Here is a 16,415-nt window from a genome sequence, read left to right as displayed (position 1 = left end):
ACGTGGATCACGACCGACGGCGAGTGGACATCGTCGATCCGGACGCCGAATCGCGCCGCCGACACTCGACCTCCCGAAGTGAGTGTCACCGCGTCCCATCCCCTCAATCCTGCGGAGTTCACATGAGCGCATCATCGAGCGCTTCGAGTAAGTGGCCGAACCGGCTGCTGCTCTTCATCGAGGTTCCGGCAGTCGTCGTGCTCTTCGTCATGATGCTGCACGTGACGGCCAATGCGCTGCTGCGTGCCTTCGCCTCGAGCCCGATCCCGAACACCCTCGAGATCACCCAGTACGTCTACCTGCCGATCATCGCGCTGCTCGGGTTCATGGCGGCTCAGGCCCGTGGCGAGCACATCGTCGCGGACCTCGTGACCCACTACTTCCCGCCGCGCTTCCGCCGGTGGGTGCTGTTCTTCGGTTACGCCCTCACCGCGATCGTGACGGCCGGATTCGCCTGGTACGGCCTCGAGGAGGCGAATCACGCCCACTCCATCGGGAAGACCGCCGGCGTCTCCACGGTCGTGTCCTGGCCGGTGATGTACCTCGTGCCGCTCGCCTTCGGAGTACTCACCGTCCAGATCGCGTTTGCTGCCGTCCGTGCCCTGCGCGGGTTCGAGGACGAGGACGCGACCGACGCCGAAGTCGAACGCCTCAACGCCGAGATGGAGGCCGAGCACGCGCTCGAGGCCTCGGCTCTCGCCACATCGGATTCGGAGAAGAAATGACCACCGCCGCCGCACCCGCAGAGAATGCGGACAAGACTCCGGTCAGCCCGCCGCCGGTCGGACCGAGCAACAAGCACACCGTCCGGTCCTGGACCGTCTTCGGCACCCTCATCGTCCTGCTGATCGCCTCGACGGCCGCCATCTTCATGCCCCTCAAGCCCGGAGCGATCGGCTGTGCGGCACTGGTGATGATGCTTGTGCTGCTGTTCCTGCGGGTTCCCGTCGCGATGACGATGATCATCCCGTCCTTCGCTGGTCTCTACGCGATTCGCGGTGAGAAGACCGTCGTCAGTGCGCTGACCACACTGCCCTACGACCAGGTTGCCAGCTGGACCCTCAGCGTCGTCCCGATGTTCGTGCTCATGGGCCTGCTGATGTGGAAGTCCGGTCTGACCTCCACCCTCTACACCGCCGCCCGCCACTGGCTCGGCTGGATGCCCGGCGGTCTCGCGGTCGGTACCAATGTCGCCGGCGCCGGCCTCGCGGCCGTCAGCGGATCCACCACCGGTACCGCCTACGCCCTCGGCCGCATCGGCATCCCCGAGATGCTCAAGGCCGGCTACGACCGCCGTCTCGCGATCGGTGCCGTCATCGTCGCCGGCCTGCCCGGCCAGCTGATCCCGCCGAGCATTCTGCTCGTGCTGTACGCGGGCATCGCCGAGGTTCCGGTCGGCAAGGCGCTGCTTGCGGGCATCGGCCCCGGCATCCTGGTCGCGATCCTGTTCAGCATCGCGATCGTCCTCTTCGCGGTGTTCGGCAAGGACCTGGCGGGCACGAAGGAGAGCCGGCGCGAAGCCGCGCAGGTGAGCTGGAAGGAACGCTTCGGCAGCCTCCTCGCCGCATGGCCGGTTCCGGTCCTGATCTTCGTCATCATCGGCGGCATGTTCTCCGGTGTCTTCACGGCGACCGAGGCGGGTGCGGTCGCGGCACTGTGCTCGGTGGGTGTGGTGTTCATCTGGAAGCGCAAGACCGGTGGTGCGATGCGCGCCATCGCGGACGGTGCGATCGGCACGGTGTCGACGGTGGGCGCGGTGTTCCTGCTGCTCATCGGTGTCGAGGCGCTGTCCCGGATGATGACCCTGACCGGCATCAGCAACGGCTTCGCCGACATGATCACCGGGATGGACCTCGGTCGGGTCGAGTTCCTGCTGCTGATGACGCTGATCTACCTGCTGCTCGGTGCCTTCATGGAGCCGCTGCCGATGATGGTGCTCACCGTCCCGATCCTGATCCCGACGCTCGAGTCCCTGGACATCTCGCTGCTCTGGTTCGGTGCCTTCACCGTGTTCATGGGTGAGCTGGCGATCCTGTCCCCGCCGGTCGGCATCCTGGCCATGGTCATTCACTCCATCGCCAAGGACCCCAAGGTCAACCTCGGCAAGAACATTCCGCTCAAGGACGTCTTCGTCGCGTCGATGTGGTTCCTGCCGATGGCGATCGTCGTCGTCCTCGTCCTGATCTTCTTCCCGGAGATCTCGACCTACCTACCGGACCGCTCCGGCGGCTAGCTCGATCTGCACACGAGTTCGGCCGGAAGGGATTCCCTTCCGGCCGAACTCGTGTGCGCTAGCGTGCGAGAACGCCCGCGGCGGTCAGCGCGGCAACTTCGTCGTCGTCGAGGGAGAGGACGTCGCGCAGGACGTCCGGGCCGTCCGATCCCATCCGGGCGGCGGGTCCGGAGTGCAGATGGTCTCCGTCGAACGAGGCAGGCATCGCGGCGGCGAGATGGTCGCCGATGCGAGGCTGTGCGAGCCGGGCGAAGAGGGGGTTGGTCTCGAGGGATCCCGACTCGACCACCTGCGCGAAGGTGCGGTACCGCTCGTGCAGGACCGAGGAGGCGGCCAGCGCCCGGCCGACCTCGTCGGCGGGGTGCGAGCGGAACCATCGGGCGAAGAGCGCGGTGAGAACGTCACGATGCTCGAATCGGTCGCTCTCGCGGGTGAAGTCGGTGCCGAGGGCGGCTTCGAGTGCGGCGACGGGCTTCTCGGTTCCCGTGACCGTCACCAGGTCGCGGAAGTGCCGCGGCGTCAGGGCGACGATCATGAACCGCTCGTCGTCGGCGGTGAGGAAATCCGTTCCGTAGGTGCCGTACACGTCGTTGCCGGTGCCGTGGCGTCCGGTTCCGTTGACCTGCACCTCGGTGAGGTAGCCCAGCGCGCTCGCGGTGGAGAGCGCGACGTCTTCGAGGGGTAGCACGATCCGGGAGCCCTCGCCGGTGACCGTGCGCTTGTGAACGGCCGCTGCCACGGCGAGGGCCGCGTGCAGGCCGGCTGCGACGTCCCAGGCCGGCAGGACGTGGTTCACGGGTCCGGTGTTGTCCACCGGTCCGGTGACCTGGGGGAATCCGAGCGCCGCGTTGACGGTGTAGTCCACGGCCGGGCGGCCGTCGCGGCGGCCCAGCAGTTCGAGGGTGATGACGTCCGGGCGCAAAGCAGACAGTGTTTCGTGATTCATCCATTGCCTGCCAGCGGAATTGGTCACGAGGATACCGCCGCCGGCGGCTGGTGCGGCGACGAGTCGCCGGACGATGTCCTGTCCCTCGCCGCTGCGCAGATCGAGTGCCAGTGACCGCTTACCTCGGTTGAGTCCGGCCCAGTAGATCGATTCGCCGTCGGCTGTCAGCGGCCAACGGTCGATGTCTGCTGCTCCGCCGATCGGGTCGATCCTGATGACGTCGGCGCCCAGCTGGCACAGCGTGAGGCCGCACAGCGGCGATGCGACGAAGCTCGAGATCTCGATGATGCGAAGGCCCTCGAGGGGGCGGTTGGTCGGTGCGGTCGATCGGGTCATGATGGTGGATCCTCCGGTTGGAACGGCCTCTGATCAGGCCCTTTCATAAACAATGATAATAAATCACACCATAGTATTGACATGCATGATTATGGGGCGCAATACTTTGACCATGGCATCCGTTTCGGCAGTCGGTCCGGAAGATTTCGCTGACATCCTGGCGCAGACCCGCGAGTTCATTCGCAAGGAAGTCGTGCCGCGAGAGCAGGAAATCGCAGACACCGACAGCATTCCCGAGGACATCCGCAAGAACGCCGCGGCGATGGGGTTGTTCGGCTACGCGATCCCCCAGGAATGGAGTGGTCTCGGGCTGGATCTGACCCAGGACGTCCAGCTGGCAATGGAATTCGGCTACACCGCGCTGTCGCTGCGATCGATGTTCGGCACCAACAACGGCATCGCCGGGCAGGTGCTCGTGGGGTTCGGCACCGACGAGCAGAAGGCGCAGTGGCTCGAGGGCATCGCCTCCGGTGAGGTCGTCGCCTCGTTCGCCCTGACCGAACCGGGCGCCGGCTCCAATCCGGCCGGGCTGCGGACGAAGGCAATGCGGGACGGCGACGACTGGGTGATCAACGGCGAGAAGCGGTTCATCACCAACGCGCCGCTGGCCGACCTGTTCGTCGTGTTCGCCCGTACCCGGTCCGCGGACGAGAACGGCACCGGCATCGCGGTCTTCCTCGTGCCGGCGAACACTCCAGGTGTCGCGGTCTCACCCAAGGACCGCAAGATGGGGCAGGAGGGCGCCTGGACGGCCGATGTGCATTTCACCGACGTCCGGGTTCCGCGGTCCGCACTGGTGGGTGGTAGCGAGGACGTCGGATACCGCGCCGCGATGACCTCGCTGGCCCGCGGTCGAGTGCACATCGCGGCGCTCGCGGTGGGTACTGCGCAGCGGGTGCTGGACGAGTCGGTCACATACGCCGCGACCGCAACCCAGGGCGGCGCGCCGATCGGCGACTTCCAGCTCGTGCAGGCGATGATCGCCGACATCGCCTCCGGTGTCATGGCCGGGCGCGCGATGGTGCGTGAGGTGGCCGAACGCTACGTCTCGGGTGAGGACCGCCGCATCGGGCCGTCCGCGGTCAAGCTCTACTGCACCGAAATGGCAGGCCGAGCAGCCGATCTCGGCGTCCAGATCCACGGCGGCACCGGCTACATGCGCGACGTTCCGGTCGAACGGATCTACCGTGACGTGCGCCTGTTGCGACTGTACGAGGGCACCAGTGAGATCCAGCGTCTGATCATCGGCGGTGGCCTGGTGAACGCCGCGAAGAGGGCTGCTGCGAGCGGAGGTCGCTGAGATGGATTCCGACACCCACACCGTGGACACCGATCTCCCGCTCGCGGGCGTCACCGTCGTCAGCCTCGAACAGGCGGTCGCCGCCCCCATCGCCAGCCGGCACCTCGCCGACCTCGGCGCCCGCGTGATCAAGGTCGAGCGCATCGGCGAGGGCGACTTCGCCCGCAACTACGACACGGCGGTGCACGGCCTGGCTTCGCATTTCGTGTGGCTCAACCGTGGCAAGGAGTCGATCTGCGTCGACCTCAAGGCGGCGGAGGGGCTCGCCGCGGTGAAGGCACTGGTTGCCGAGGCCGACGTGTTCATCCAGAATTCCGCCCCCGGCGCTGCCGAGCGGCTCGGACTCGGGGCGGAGGACCTGCGCGCCGACCACCCGGAGCTGATCGCGGTCAACATGTCCGGCTACGGAACGTCCGGACCGTTCGTCGACCGCAAGGCCTACGACATGCTGGTGCAGGCCGAGACCGGCCTGATCTCGATCACGGGCACACCCGAGACGGCCGCCAAGACCGGCATCCCCACCTCCGACATCGCAGCCGGGATGTACGCGCTCACCGCGATCCAGGCGGCCCTGTTCCGGAGGGAGCGCACCGGCACGGGCGCCACGATCGACGTCGCGATGTTCGACGCGACGGTCGAGTGGCTCGGTCACCCGATGTACATGCAGATGTACCAGGACGTGCAGGTCAAGCGAATGGGGCTCTCGCACGCCTCCATCGCGCCCTACGACGGGTATCCGACCCGGGACGGGCAGATCCTCATCGGAGTCCAGAACGACCGGGGCTGGCGCACACTCGTCACCGAGGTGTTCGAACGCCCGGACCTCGCGGACCATCCGCGGTTCGCGACCAACATCCTGCGCGTACGGAACCGGGCCGAGGTGGACGCCGTGGTCGGTGAACTCACCTCCGGGTTCAGCACCGGTGAGCTCGACGACCGGCTCGCGAAGGCCGGCATCCCGGCGGCTCAGCTCGGCGACATGAAGGACCTGATCGCCCACCCCCAGCTCGAGGCACGGGATCGCTGGCGGGACGTGCAGACCGAAGCCGGACCGATCCGGGCGGTGCTGCCGCCGATGACGTTCCGGGACGTCGAGATGCGCATGGGTGCGGTGCCGGCGCTGGGGGAGCAGACCGACGCAGTGCTCGCCGAACTCGGACTGAGCGACGAGCAGGTGGCCGCGCTGCGGTCCGCAGGCGTCGTCCAGTAGCGCCGCCGGCGCGGCACACGGACTCACCGACAAACGAATTGGAGCGGGTAATGGGCTTGTTGGAAGGAAAGGTCGCCGTCGTCACGGGGGCCGCACAGGGTATCGGGCTCGAGATCGCGCGGACCTTCGTCGCCGAGGGCGCGAAGGTCGTCGTCGCCGACATCAACGACGAGGCGGGCGCGAAGGCCGAGGCCGAACTCGGCGGCGCCGACGTGGCTCGGTTCGTCCGCTGCGATGTGCGTGACAGCGCCGCGGTGGAGACCGTCATCGACACCGCCGAGGAAGCCTTCGGGCCCCTCGGTGTGTTCGTCAACAACGCAGGTATGACCCGGGATTCGACGATGCGCAAGATGACCGAGCAGGACTTCGACGACATCGTCGCGGTCCATCTCAAGGGGGCGTGGATCGGAACCCGCGCGGCGGCGAATCGGATGCGCGAGTACGGGGCGGGTTCCATCGTCAACATCTCCTCGCTGTCGGGCAAGGTCGGACTGGTCGGCCAGACCAACTACTCGGCGGCCAAGGCGGGCATCGTGGGCCTGACGAAGGCCGCGGCGAAGGAGGTCGCGTTCAAGAACGTCCGCGTCAACGCGGTGCAGCCGGGCCTGGTCCGCACCCCGATGACCGAGGCCATGCCCGAACGCATCTGGGAGCAGAAGATGACGGAGATCCCGCTGGGCCGCGCGGGCGAACCGAGCGAGATCGCGTCGGTGGTCCTGTTCCTGGCCGGCGAGATGTCGAGCTACATGACCGGCACCGTGCTCGAGGTGACCGGTGGCCGGCTCATGTGACGCGTGGTCGCGCCTCGAGCGCCAGGTTCCTGGAAACCCCTTGCTCACAATCCATGACTATGATTATAGTGAACTAAGTAACGTTTCGCATCGGAGCGGGATGTGGTCCCGCTCGATGCACACCACGGCGAAGGAGCGGACATGTCCGACACCACCCCCGGCACCGAAGCCGCCAACGGAAGCCGGCTCCGCTGCAACGGCTGCGGCACCGAGGCGATCGTCACGAGGGCGGGAGGATCCGCGCTGACCTGCTGCGGCGCCGCCCTCGAGGTCATCTTCGCCGGCAGCTGACCCGGCGACAGACCGTCGAGCCGTCACGACATCGAGGAGACACCAATGAACGAGACCGGCAAGCGCTACACCTGTGGCACCTGTCAGACCCAGGTCATCTGCGTCAAGAAGGGCGAGGGCACCTTCGCGTGCCACGGCGCGCCGATGGAGCTGCTCACGGCGAAGCCGCTCCCGTCGTCCGACTAGGGCGCACCGCCCCACCGAAATTCCTGTGCCGCAATGCTGTCCGACACGTGACGGCCGGTGTGGCCGTCACGTAACAGAAGGAGTGCTCAGATGGCTGGTCCCCTCGACGGACTCGTCGTGATCGATGCGAGCTGGGGCATGCCTGCAGCCATCTCGACGATGATGCTGGCCGACTACGGCGCCCGCGTCGTCAAACTCGAACGCCCCGGCGGCCCGGCCGACGTGAACTCCGCACTGCGCAAGTCCACCGACCGCGGGAAGTGGAGCGTCGAGGCCGACCTGCACAGCGCAGAGGGCCGCGCGATCGCCGATCAGCTCCTCGCCGACGCCGACGTCTTCGTCGAGTCCTTCGGCAGTGGAGGGGCAGAGGCACTCGGCCTCGGCTACGACCGGCTGCACGAGAAGTTCCCGGAGCTGGTGTACTGCTCGGTCACCGGATACGGCAACGACGGACCGCTCGCGTCCCGTCCCGGTTACGAGGCACTGCTCAACGCACGCCTCGGGCAGATGGCAGAGCAGGTCGGTCACCGCGAGGGTCCGATCTTCATGGGTCACCCGACGGTCTCGTACGGCACTGCATTCGTCACCACCATCGGCATCCTGTCCGCGTTGCGGGCGCGAAAGATCAACGGCGCTGGCCAGAAGGTCGACACGTCACTGCTCGACGGCATGCTGGCCATCTCCTCGATGAACTGGTGGTGGAACGAGAAGGACATCTCCTACCTGGCGCGCAGCGGTACCCAGACCGGATTCGGCAACAAGCGACTGATCACCGATCCGTTCCAGTGCGCGGACGGCAAGTGGCTGATTCCCCACACCGGCGGCCCCGGCTCGTACAAGCGGATGATGGACGTACTCGGTTTCGGGGATCGGACGCAGACCATCGACGGGCCCGAGATGGCCGTGCCGCTCGACGAGGTCGAACTCGACATCGCCCGCAACAAGGTCCCGGAGGCGTTCCGGTCCCGTCCCCGCGACGAGTGGCTCGAGTTGTTCCACGCCGCGGACATCGCCGCGCTCCCTGTGCTGCACCCGGAGGAGACCTTCGAGGACGACCAGGTGCAGTTCGCCGAGGTCGCGATCGAACTGCCCGACGACGAGCACGGCACCCTCCGCCAGATCGGTCCGGTGATCCGGTTCGAGAAGTCCACCCCGGCCGGGCCCGAGCGGTCGCCGTTCCCCGGCGAGCACAACGAACGCATCGGTGACCTCTCGCGCTCCGCGGCGTGGGCCCCGGAGCCGGGTGGCGCACCCGTGTCGGCGCCGCTGCAGGGCGTCAAGATCGTCGACTTCAGTTCCTACTTCGCAACGGGTTTCGGCGCCCGGCTGCTGTCCGACCTCGGTGCTGACGTCATCAAGGTGGAACCGCTCGTCGGCGACCAGATGCGGCCCCTCGGCGACCTGTTCGAGGGTGCGAACCGGGGCAAGCGCAACATCGCCCTCGACATGCGGACCCCGGAGGGGCAGGAGATCGCGCACCGACTGGTGGCCGAGGCCGACGTCGTGATGCAGAACTACCGTCCCGGCAAGGCCGAGAAGATCGGCCTCGGGTATGAGCAGCTCAAGGCCGTCAACCCGAACCTGATCTACGCCTACCTGCCGGGATTCGGTTCCGCCGGACCGAAGTCGAGCCTCAAGTCCTTCGCACCGCTGGTGTCGGGCCTCGTCGGCTTGAACTTCGAGGGCGCGGGCGAGGGCAATGCACCGATCCGCCGCGTCATCGGCAACGAGGATCTCTACAACGGCTTCCTCGGTGCGGTCACCGTCCTGCTCGCACTGCACCATCGCGCGAACACCGGTGCGGCGCAGTACGTGGAGAGCCCTCAGTTGCACTCGAGTCTGTTCGTGATCAGTGAGCACTCCGCGACCCTCGACGGCACCGCGGTGCCCGCTCACCAGTTGGACTCGGAGCAGACCGGGCTCTCCCCGCTGTACCGCCTGTACCGCACCTCAGACGGGTGGATCGCGATCGCCGTGTTCGGTGACGCCGCCTTCGAACGACTGACCTCGGCGCTCGGCCTCACCGTCGACAGCCGCTTCGCGACGACGGCGGATCGTGCCGAGAACGCCGATGTGCTCGCCGGCGTCCTCGCCGCGAGCTTCGCAGAACTCGACAGCGCCACAGCCTTCAAGCTGCTCGACGACAAACGCGTTCCCGTGGAGATTCCGCTCGACCACCCGATCATGCCGGAACTGCTGTGGGAGGAGTGGGCACTCGAGTCGCAGCGCGTCGTCGAGCACCACCACCCCGAGTACGGCTGGTCACGCGAGGTCGGCATGGTCATCCACCTGTCCGACACACCCGGTCGCTTCAAGGGCGGCAGCCCGCGACTCGGCCAGCACTCGGCCGAGATCCTCGGGGAACTCGGCTACGGCACCGACGAGATTGCCGCGTTGATGGCGACCGTGTGCGCGCTGCCCACCGCCGCAGCAAAGGAATCGTAGAGACCATGGACATCATGTACCCCGCGGAAGCGGAGCTGTACCGCACCGAAGTTCGGGCCCTGCTCGAGTCGAAGCTGCCCGACGGGTGGCGCGGCATCGGCGCCCTTCCCGAGGCCGAACAGGACGAGTTCCTGGCGAGCTGGCGAAAGGTGCTCTCCGACAACGAACTGCTCGCCGTGTCATGGCCGAAGGAGTTCGGCGGCGGCGGCCTGTCGAGCATCGAGCAGGTGGTGCTCAACGAGGAGCTCATGCGGCTCGGCGTGCCGGACGGCACCGAGAACGACACCCTCGGCATCAAGCTGCTCGGCAACACCATGACGGTTCTCGGCACCGACGAGCAGAAGGAGTACTTCCTGCCCCGGATGCTCTCCGGCGAGCACTCGTGGTGCCAGGGCTACTCCGAGCCCGAAGCCGGTTCGGACCTCGCAGGGATGCGGACCCGTGCCGTCCTCGACGGTGACGAGTGGGTGATCAACGGTCAGAAGACCTGGACGTCCCAGGGACACAAGGCGAACTGGATCTTCGTGATCGCCCGCACCGATCCGACGGTGGCGAAGCACAAGGGGCTGTCGTTCCTGCTGGTACCGATGGACCAGCCCGGTGTCGAGGTGCGGCCGATCCTCAATGCGGCCGGCTACGTCGCGTTCAGCGAGGTCTTCTTCACCGACGCACGCACGCCGAGGTCCCATGTCCTCGGCGGCGTGAACGGCGGCTGGAACACTGCGAACACCCTGCTCGGATTCGAGCGGGGAGTGCGGGCGACGACCGACTGCGTCCGGTTCGGCCGTGAGGTCGAGCGGCTCATCGAGCTGGCCCGCGAGCGTGGCCTGACCGCCGATCCGCGCATTCGAGGCGAACTGGCGTGGTGCTGGTCGCGCGTGCAGATGATGCGGTTTCGCGGCTACCGGGCACTGACCAAGCTGCTCAACGGCGGTTCGTACGGTGTGGACGGCTCCTTCTCGAAGGTGATCTGGAGTGAGTTCTTCCAGCGCATCACCGAGGTGAGCATGGACATCCTCGGGCTCGAGGCGCTGACTCCGACCGGCGGTGGCAACGACGGCATGCTGGTGACCCCGAATCCGGGTGCCGACAACTCGTCGCGCTGCTGGACGGAGACCGCGCTCTACGCCCGCGCCGCCACGATCTACGGCGGCAGCTCGCAGATCCAGCGGAACATCATCGGTGAGCAACTGCTGGGGCTGCCGAAGGAACCGCGACTGGACGGCGGCCCATTCCAGGAGATCGGGCGCCGCAAGAGCGCCTGACCCAACGCTTTTCCGCAGCCACGGCGGCGGATCGGAAGAACGGAAGATCATCGTGTACTTCGCTTTCGACGAGGACCAGGAGGAGTTCCGGGCCTCGCTGCGCCGGCTCCTGACCGAACGTGCCCCGATCACGCGCGTCCGCGAGATCGCCGAGCGCCGCAGCCACGATGCCGAGACCTGGCAGCTGCTGGCTTCGAACATGGGCGTGCCGGGATTGCACGTCGCGGAGGAGTTCGGCGGCGGCGGGTTCAGCTTCCTCGAAACGGCGATCGTCGCACAGGAACTGGGGCGCGCACTGACACCCGTCCCGATGATCGCCACCACGGGCGCGATCGAGGCGATCCTCCGCCTCGGGACGGACGTGCAGCGCCGCGAGCTGCTGCCCGCACTGCTCGACGGACGTGCGATCGGGACCCTGGCGCTGAGCGGTGCGAAGGACACCCTCGTCGGCTCGGCGACCGTCCGGGCGGCCGGTGACCCGGCCGCACCGCTGCTCACCGGACGCGTCGAGTACGTCCCGTTCGGGCACGTGGCGGACCTGCTGGTGGTTCCCGCCCTCGTCCCGACCGGGGACAATGTCGCCCTCTACGTCGTCGATGCCGGCGCCGCCGGTGTCACCGCGACCGCTCAGCCGTCGCTCGACCTCACCCGCCCGCTCGCGACGGTGGACCTCGCCGGTGCTCCCGCTCGGTTCCTGGGGGCCGATCGTGCGGCCATCGGCCGGGTGGTGAACGTCCTGCGGACGCTGCTCGCCAACGAGGCGCTCGGTGCGGCCGAGGCCGCACTGGACATGGCGGTGGAGTACGCGAAGCAGCGCGTCCAGTTCAATCGGCCGATCGGATCGTTCCAGGCCGTGAAGCACAAGTGCGCGGACATGGCCATCTCGATCGATGCTGCGCAGGCGACGGTCATGTACGCGTCGATGTGCGCGGGCGAGGACAACGACGAGTTCCCCCGAATTGCGGTGATGGCCAAGGCGCAGGCATCCGAGTGCCTGACGTTCTGTGCCTCCCAGAACATTCAGGTGCACGGCGGAATCGGGTTCACGTGGGAGGCGGACCCGCATCTGTACTTCCGCCGGGCAAAGGCCGTCGAACCGGTTCTCGGGAACAACGCTCACCACACCAGACTGCTCGCCGACCTCGTCGGCATCTGAACGTGTTCTGGTCCGAACCGGGTCCGACGGAGTCTCACGGCGAGGCTGCGTCGGACCCGGTTCGCGTAGGACCACGGTGTGCCGACGGCGCCGCCGCCCGCCGGCCGGATTTGTGAACGGAGAGAAGAGGATGACTACAACGATGCGCCGGATGGACGGCGAGATCGCACTGGTGACGGGCGGTGGTTCCGGGATCGGTGCCGCCTCCGCGATCCGCCTCGCGGCGGAGGGTGCGGCCGTTGCCGTCGTCGACGTACATGCCGATGCCGCCGAGGCGACGGCGCTGGCGATCGTGGAGGCGGGTGGAAACGCTCGGTCGTACGTCGCGGACGTCCGGGATGCGGGAGCGCTCAGGGATGTCGCCGAGAGCGTGGTGGCGGAGCTCGGCGAGATCGGGATCGTGTTCACCGCGGCCGGCGTGAGCGGTGCCCGCCTCGACAGTCACGAGGTGACGGAGGCGGACTGGCGCGGGGTGCTCGACATCAACCTCAGCGGCACGTTCTTCACCGTCCAGGCGGTGCTGCCGTCGATGCTGCGACTCGGTCGAGGAGCTGTGGTCACCTGTGGATCGACGTCGTCGTTCGTGGCGACCCAGGGTGGCCTCGCGCCGTACCGGGCATCGAAGGGTGGCGTGAAGATGCTGACGCAGACGTTGGCGGTCGAGTATGCGCCGAAGGGGATTCGTGTCAACAGCGTGTGCCCCGGTGCGGTCCGGACGAACCTGACCGCGAACACGGCCGCGATCGTGCCGACGACCGGGACGGTGCGCAACCCGTCGAAGCCGCTGCCGGTTCCGCTCGGCCGGTACGGCGAGTCCGAGGAAATCGCTTCTGTCGTAGCATTTCTCGCCTCCTCCGATGCGTCGTATGTGACCGGGCAGGCGATTCTCGTCGACGGCGGAGTCACGGCCGAGTAGCAGCCACGCCTACGTTTCGCTTCGGATACCGGGGCCTTGACAGGGCGGGAATTCAGGCGCATGATTAGCACTATAAACGTGAGGCGGCTCACTCGAGATGATTCGTGTGGCCCGGTCCACGTTGGCGTGTCGAGCTCGCATGGACGCGCCAGGGATTCGTTCGTTCAAAGGGAGATCCAGTGACCAAGTTCTTCACCCGCACAGGCGCATTCGCCCGTGTCGGTGCCTTTGCCGCAGTGGGCGCGCTCGCGCTCGCGGGATGCGCCGAATCCGGTTCCGGCGGAGCCGGCGGTGGCGGCGAGGGCGTCGAGTACGGCGCCACCAAAGCGGACTATCAGGCCGCGTTCGCCGACGTCGATCCCATCGTCCTGCACACGCAGTCGCCGGGCACCAAGGGTTCCGTCGGCGGATCGTTCGTCGAGGCGTACGTCGCTGCCGTCGAGGACTGGTCGGGCGGCAAGATCACCTTCGATCTGGCCTACTCGGACGCGATCGCCAAGGCCACCGAGATCGACGATGCCGTCAAGGACGGCCGCCTCGACATCGGCCAGGTCCTGACCGTGTACGAGCCCAAGGAGTTCCCCGCCGCCTCTGCACTGCTGGATGCCAGCGTGCTGTCGGACCAGAGCGTGGTCACCGGAGTTCTCCAGTCCAACGCGTGGCCCGCCGAGGTCGCGTTCTCGACACCGGAGATCGTGTCCGAGTTCGAGGACAAGGGTCTCAAATTGATGATGCCGGCCTACAACGCCGGTACGAACGCGCTGTTCTGCTCCCAGCCCCGCGCCGGGCTCGCGGACCTCGCGGGCAAGAGCGTGTCGGTCGGCAGCACCGCCGGTACCGAGCAGGTCACGGCGCTCGGAGCCACCCCGACGTCGGTCGCCTACACCGAAGCCTACGAGGCCCTGCAGCGCGGCGTCATCAACTGCTCGATGCTCAGCCCGTCGGCTGCGGCGATCGGCGGCATCGTCGAGGTTGCCCCGCACACCGTCATCGATCCCGAGGCGGGTCTGGCCGTGCCGACCGGCAACATGGTCATCAACGAGGACGTCTGGGCGGGGCTCCCGCTCGTTGCACAGCAACTCCTGTGGGACCGCCTGGACGTCTTCATCGCCGGAAGCATCGAGGGCAAGATCTGGCCCGTCACCGTTGATTCCGTGCAGAAGATCAAGCAGTACGGTGGTGAGGTCACGCCGTTCGCCCCCGACGCCAGGGAGGCGTTGCAGAACGCGAACGACAAGATCGTCGACGCCATCGCCGACAAGCCTGCGCTGTCCGACGGCGAGGGCTTCGTGACGAACGCGCGCGAGTCGTCCGACAAGTGGAGCAGGATCGTCGAGGAACTCGGCTACACGAACGAGACCGACTACAACGGCTTCGCCGAGTGGTACGCCCCCGGCAAGATCGACATCGACCCGTACGTCAAGCGGGTCTACGAGGAGATCCTCCTGGACAAGCGCCCCGCCTGACGGTTCGGGCGGACGGTCGCCCCGGGGCGAGGCAACCCCTCGTCCCGGGGCGTTTCACGTGGGGGAGCGCACGGCGCTGCGCTCTGCCCTGATCGGAAGAACGGTGTTATGGTGCAACGCAATTCGGGATCGGTCGACATTGCACTGGACGGTGCGATCGACATGCACACGCACTTCGGCCCGGAACACCTGGTCGAGCACGTGGTCAAGTCGCCGCACAGCGTCGACCCCGTCCAGGCGGCCCGCGAAGCTGCGGACCACGGTATGCGGGCCATCGTCCTCAAAGCACACGAGTTCCCGTCCACCATCGCCGCGCATTTCGCGAACCAGGCGGTGCCCGAGGTCAAGTCGATCGCCGGCATCTGCCTCGACCATCCCGTGGGTGGCCTGAACCCCCATGCCGTCGAGTGTGCACTGCGGGGTGGTGCCCAGGTGGTCTGGCTCCCGACCCTGTCCGCGGTGTCCGACGCTCCGGCGAAGGTGCGGACGTTCTTCGGGGTCGACGAGGGCATCCGCGTCATCGACGCGGACGGTGAGTTGCTGTCCGAGGTCCGCCAGATCCTCGATCTCATCACCGAATACGATGCGGTGCTCGCCACCGGCCACGTGTCGACCGCCGAGCACTTCGCGGTCACGAGGGAGTATGCAGGCCGCGGCAAGGTCATCGTCACGCACGCACTGCACGCGACCACCGGGCCGCGCCTGACCGTGCAGGAGGTCGCCGAACTCGCCGAACTCGGGGCCTACATCGAGTTCGCGGCGCACACCTGCATGGGTGAGCCGTCGACATTCGAGTCCGTGGTCGCGGCCATGCGCAGGATCGGACCCGAGAAGTCGGTACTGGCAACGGACTACGGGTGGACCACGAAGGTCCCCCACCCCGCAGCGGGGCTGGGCACGTATGTCAACGCGCTCTGGGACGAGGGAATGGCCGAAGCCGATCTCAGAGTCATGGCGTGTGACAACCCGGCACTTCTGCTGGGGATGAAGTAGATCGATTTGATATCAGCGGGAAAGGAATTGGCATGACACTGGGAGAGGGCCGGGTCGCCGGCAAGGTTGCCTTCATCACGGGCGCCGCACGCGGACAGGGGCGTTCGCACGCACTGCGGCTCGCCCGTGAGGGTGCCGACATCTACGCCACCGACGCGTGTGAGGACATCAAGTCTCTGACCTACGGGATGGCGACCGAAGAGGACCTCGCCGAGACCGCCCGGCTGGTCGCCGAGACCGGCCGCCGGATCATCACGCGCAAGGTCGATGTCCGAGACCAGGCCGCGCTCGACGCCGCCGCAGCCGACGCCGTCGAGCAGTTCGGCAGCCTCGACATCGTCTGCGCGAACGCGGGCATCTGCGGTTGTCGCCCGACCATCGACCTCACCGAGGACGAATGGCAGGACATGATCGACGTCAACCTCACCGGCGTGTGGAAGACGACCAAGGCCACGATCCCGCAGTTGCTCGCGACCGGCGGCGGGTCCATCGTCCTGACCAGTTCCGTCGTCACGTACAACGGCTCCAGGAACGTCGCGCACTACAACGCGTCGAAGCATGGCGTCATCGGCCTGATGCAGACCCTCGCCGCCGAGTACGGCGGACAGGGCATTCGCGTCAACGCCGTCCACCCCGGCAATGTCGGCACCGACATGCTCTTCAGCGAGTCCACACTCCGCGTGTTCTGCCCGGATCTGGAGAACCCGACGATCGAAGACCTGCGCGAGCGCGCCCGTGGGCGCAACGTCATGGACATCGCCTGGGTCGAGCCCGAGGACATCACCAACGCGGTGCTGTGGCTGGCATCCGAGGAGGCCCGCTACGTCACGGGCATCTCGATTCCCGTCGACTGTGGCCTGCGGATCAGCTAGGAGACACTG

15 protein-coding genes are annotated in these 16,415 nt (G+C 67.2%); 14 read left to right on the top strand and 1 reads right to left on the bottom strand.

The features are described from left to right. The first annotated feature begins 122 nt into the window (after window positions 1-122). The gene (locus tag ACFSJG_RS24425; protein WP_378487805.1) at window positions 123-725 is read left to right on the top strand and encodes a TRAP transporter small permease; all 603 of its coding nucleotides are present in this window, start codon (window positions 123-125) and stop codon (window positions 723-725) included. Further along, the gene (locus ACFSJG_RS24420) at window positions 722-2,233 is read left to right on the top strand and encodes a TRAP transporter large permease (protein WP_378487804.1); all 1,512 of its coding nucleotides are present in this window, start codon (window positions 722-724) and stop codon (window positions 2,231-2,233) included. The genes ACFSJG_RS24425 and ACFSJG_RS24420 overlap by 4 nt, the downstream gene beginning before the upstream one ends. 58 nt (window positions 2,234-2,291) lie before the next feature. Here ACFSJG_RS24420 and ACFSJG_RS24415 read toward each other — a convergent pair whose 3' ends face one another. After that, on the bottom strand, window positions 2,292-3,515 hold the full coding sequence (locus ACFSJG_RS24415; protein WP_378487803.1) for a CoA transferase: 1,224 nt from the start codon (window positions 3,513-3,515) through the stop codon (window positions 2,292-2,294). Between the two features lie 112 nt (window positions 3,516-3,627). On the opposite strand from ACFSJG_RS24415, the gene ACFSJG_RS24410 reads away from it, so the two are divergent. From ACFSJG_RS24410 to ACFSJG_RS24355, 12 genes are all read left to right on the top strand, one after another. Further along, complete coding sequence (locus tag ACFSJG_RS24410) at window positions 3,628-4,815, top strand: acyl-CoA dehydrogenase family protein (RefSeq protein WP_378487802.1); 1,188 nt, start codon at window positions 3,628-3,630, stop codon at window positions 4,813-4,815. Between the two features lies 1 nt (window position 4,816). After that, on the top strand, window positions 4,817-6,025 hold the full coding sequence (locus ACFSJG_RS24405; RefSeq protein ID WP_378487801.1) for a CaiB/BaiF CoA transferase family protein: 1,209 nt from the start codon (window positions 4,817-4,819) through the stop codon (window positions 6,023-6,025). Window positions 6,026-6,075: 50 nt separating this feature from the next. Further along, window positions 6,076-6,816 carry a 3-oxoacyl-ACP reductase FabG gene (fabG, locus tag ACFSJG_RS24400; RefSeq protein ID WP_378487800.1) on the top strand — a complete coding sequence of 247 codons (741 nt, stop codon included), beginning with the start codon at window positions 6,076-6,078 and terminating at the stop codon, window positions 6,814-6,816. Window positions 6,817-6,957: 141 nt separating this feature from the next. Continuing rightward, window positions 6,958-7,107, top strand: coding sequence for a hypothetical protein (locus tag ACFSJG_RS24395; protein ID WP_378487799.1), 150 nt, complete (start codon window positions 6,958-6,960; stop codon window positions 7,105-7,107). Window positions 7,108-7,152: 45 nt separating this feature from the next. Beyond that, complete coding sequence (locus tag ACFSJG_RS24390; protein WP_378487798.1) at window positions 7,153-7,293, top strand: hypothetical protein; 141 nt, start codon at window positions 7,153-7,155, stop codon at window positions 7,291-7,293. Window positions 7,294-7,383: 90 nt separating this feature from the next. Then, a complete protein-coding gene (locus tag ACFSJG_RS24385) occupies window positions 7,384-9,738 on the top strand; it encodes a CaiB/BaiF CoA transferase family protein (RefSeq protein ID WP_378487797.1) in 2,355 nt (784 codons plus the stop codon). Between the two features lie 5 nt (window positions 9,739-9,743). Continuing rightward, window positions 9,744-11,003, top strand: coding sequence for an acyl-CoA dehydrogenase family protein (locus ACFSJG_RS24380; protein ID WP_378487796.1), 1,260 nt, complete (start codon window positions 9,744-9,746; stop codon window positions 11,001-11,003). Window positions 11,004-11,055: 52 nt separating this feature from the next. Then, complete coding sequence (locus ACFSJG_RS24375) at window positions 11,056-12,159, top strand: acyl-CoA dehydrogenase family protein (RefSeq protein ID WP_378487795.1); 1,104 nt, start codon at window positions 11,056-11,058, stop codon at window positions 12,157-12,159. A gap of 130 nt (window positions 12,160-12,289) precedes the next feature. After that, window positions 12,290-13,075, top strand: coding sequence for an SDR family NAD(P)-dependent oxidoreductase (locus tag ACFSJG_RS24370; RefSeq protein ID WP_378487794.1), 786 nt, complete (start codon window positions 12,290-12,292; stop codon window positions 13,073-13,075). 179 nt (window positions 13,076-13,254) lie between these two features. After that, window positions 13,255-14,541, top strand: a complete 1,287-nt coding sequence (gene dctP / locus ACFSJG_RS24365; protein ID WP_378487793.1) for a TRAP transporter substrate-binding protein DctP — start codon at window positions 13,255-13,257, stop codon at window positions 14,539-14,541. A 111-nt stretch (window positions 14,542-14,652) separates the two neighbouring features. Next, window positions 14,653-15,534: a DUF6282 family protein gene (locus ACFSJG_RS24360; RefSeq protein WP_378487792.1), complete on the top strand. Its 882-nt coding sequence runs from the start codon at window positions 14,653-14,655 to the stop codon at window positions 15,532-15,534. Between the two features lie 32 nt (window positions 15,535-15,566). After that, window positions 15,567-16,406 carry a mycofactocin-coupled SDR family oxidoreductase gene (locus tag ACFSJG_RS24355; protein ID WP_378487791.1) on the top strand — a complete coding sequence of 280 codons (840 nt, stop codon included), beginning with the start codon at window positions 15,567-15,569 and terminating at the stop codon, window positions 16,404-16,406. Window positions 16,407-16,415: the final 9 nt, after the last annotated feature.

It is taken from the genome of Rhodococcus gannanensis, assembly GCF_042681175.1.
Taxonomy (GTDB): Bacteria; Actinomycetota; Actinomycetes; order Mycobacteriales; family Mycobacteriaceae; genus Rhodococcus_G; species Rhodococcus_G gannanensis.
This window is presented reverse-complemented; position numbering and strand designations above follow the sequence as displayed.

Coding starts and splice junctions, on each gene's coding strand:
- ACFSJG_RS24425 (WP_378487805.1), top strand. CDS start 123: ATGAGCGCATCATCGAGCGCTTCGAGTAAGTGGCCGAACCGGCTGCTG.
- ACFSJG_RS24420 (WP_378487804.1), top strand. CDS start 722: ATGACCACCGCCGCCGCACCCGCAGAGAATGCGGACAAGACTCCGGTC.
- ACFSJG_RS24415 (WP_378487803.1), bottom strand. CDS start 3,515: ATGACCCGATCGACCGCACCGACCAACCGCCCCCTCGAGGGCCTTCGC.
- ACFSJG_RS24410 (WP_378487802.1), top strand. CDS start 3,628: ATGGCATCCGTTTCGGCAGTCGGTCCGGAAGATTTCGCTGACATCCTG.
- ACFSJG_RS24405 (WP_378487801.1), top strand. CDS start 4,817: ATGGATTCCGACACCCACACCGTGGACACCGATCTCCCGCTCGCGGGC.
- fabG (WP_378487800.1), top strand. CDS start 6,076: ATGGGCTTGTTGGAAGGAAAGGTCGCCGTCGTCACGGGGGCCGCACAG.
- ACFSJG_RS24395 (WP_378487799.1), top strand. CDS start 6,958: ATGTCCGACACCACCCCCGGCACCGAAGCCGCCAACGGAAGCCGGCTC.
- ACFSJG_RS24390 (WP_378487798.1), top strand. CDS start 7,153: ATGAACGAGACCGGCAAGCGCTACACCTGTGGCACCTGTCAGACCCAG.
- ACFSJG_RS24385 (WP_378487797.1), top strand. CDS start 7,384: ATGGCTGGTCCCCTCGACGGACTCGTCGTGATCGATGCGAGCTGGGGC.
- ACFSJG_RS24380 (WP_378487796.1), top strand. CDS start 9,744: ATGGACATCATGTACCCCGCGGAAGCGGAGCTGTACCGCACCGAAGTT.
- ACFSJG_RS24370 (WP_378487794.1), top strand. CDS start 12,290: ATGACTACAACGATGCGCCGGATGGACGGCGAGATCGCACTGGTGACG.
- ACFSJG_RS24355 (WP_378487791.1), top strand. CDS start 15,567: ATGACACTGGGAGAGGGCCGGGTCGCCGGCAAGGTTGCCTTCATCACG.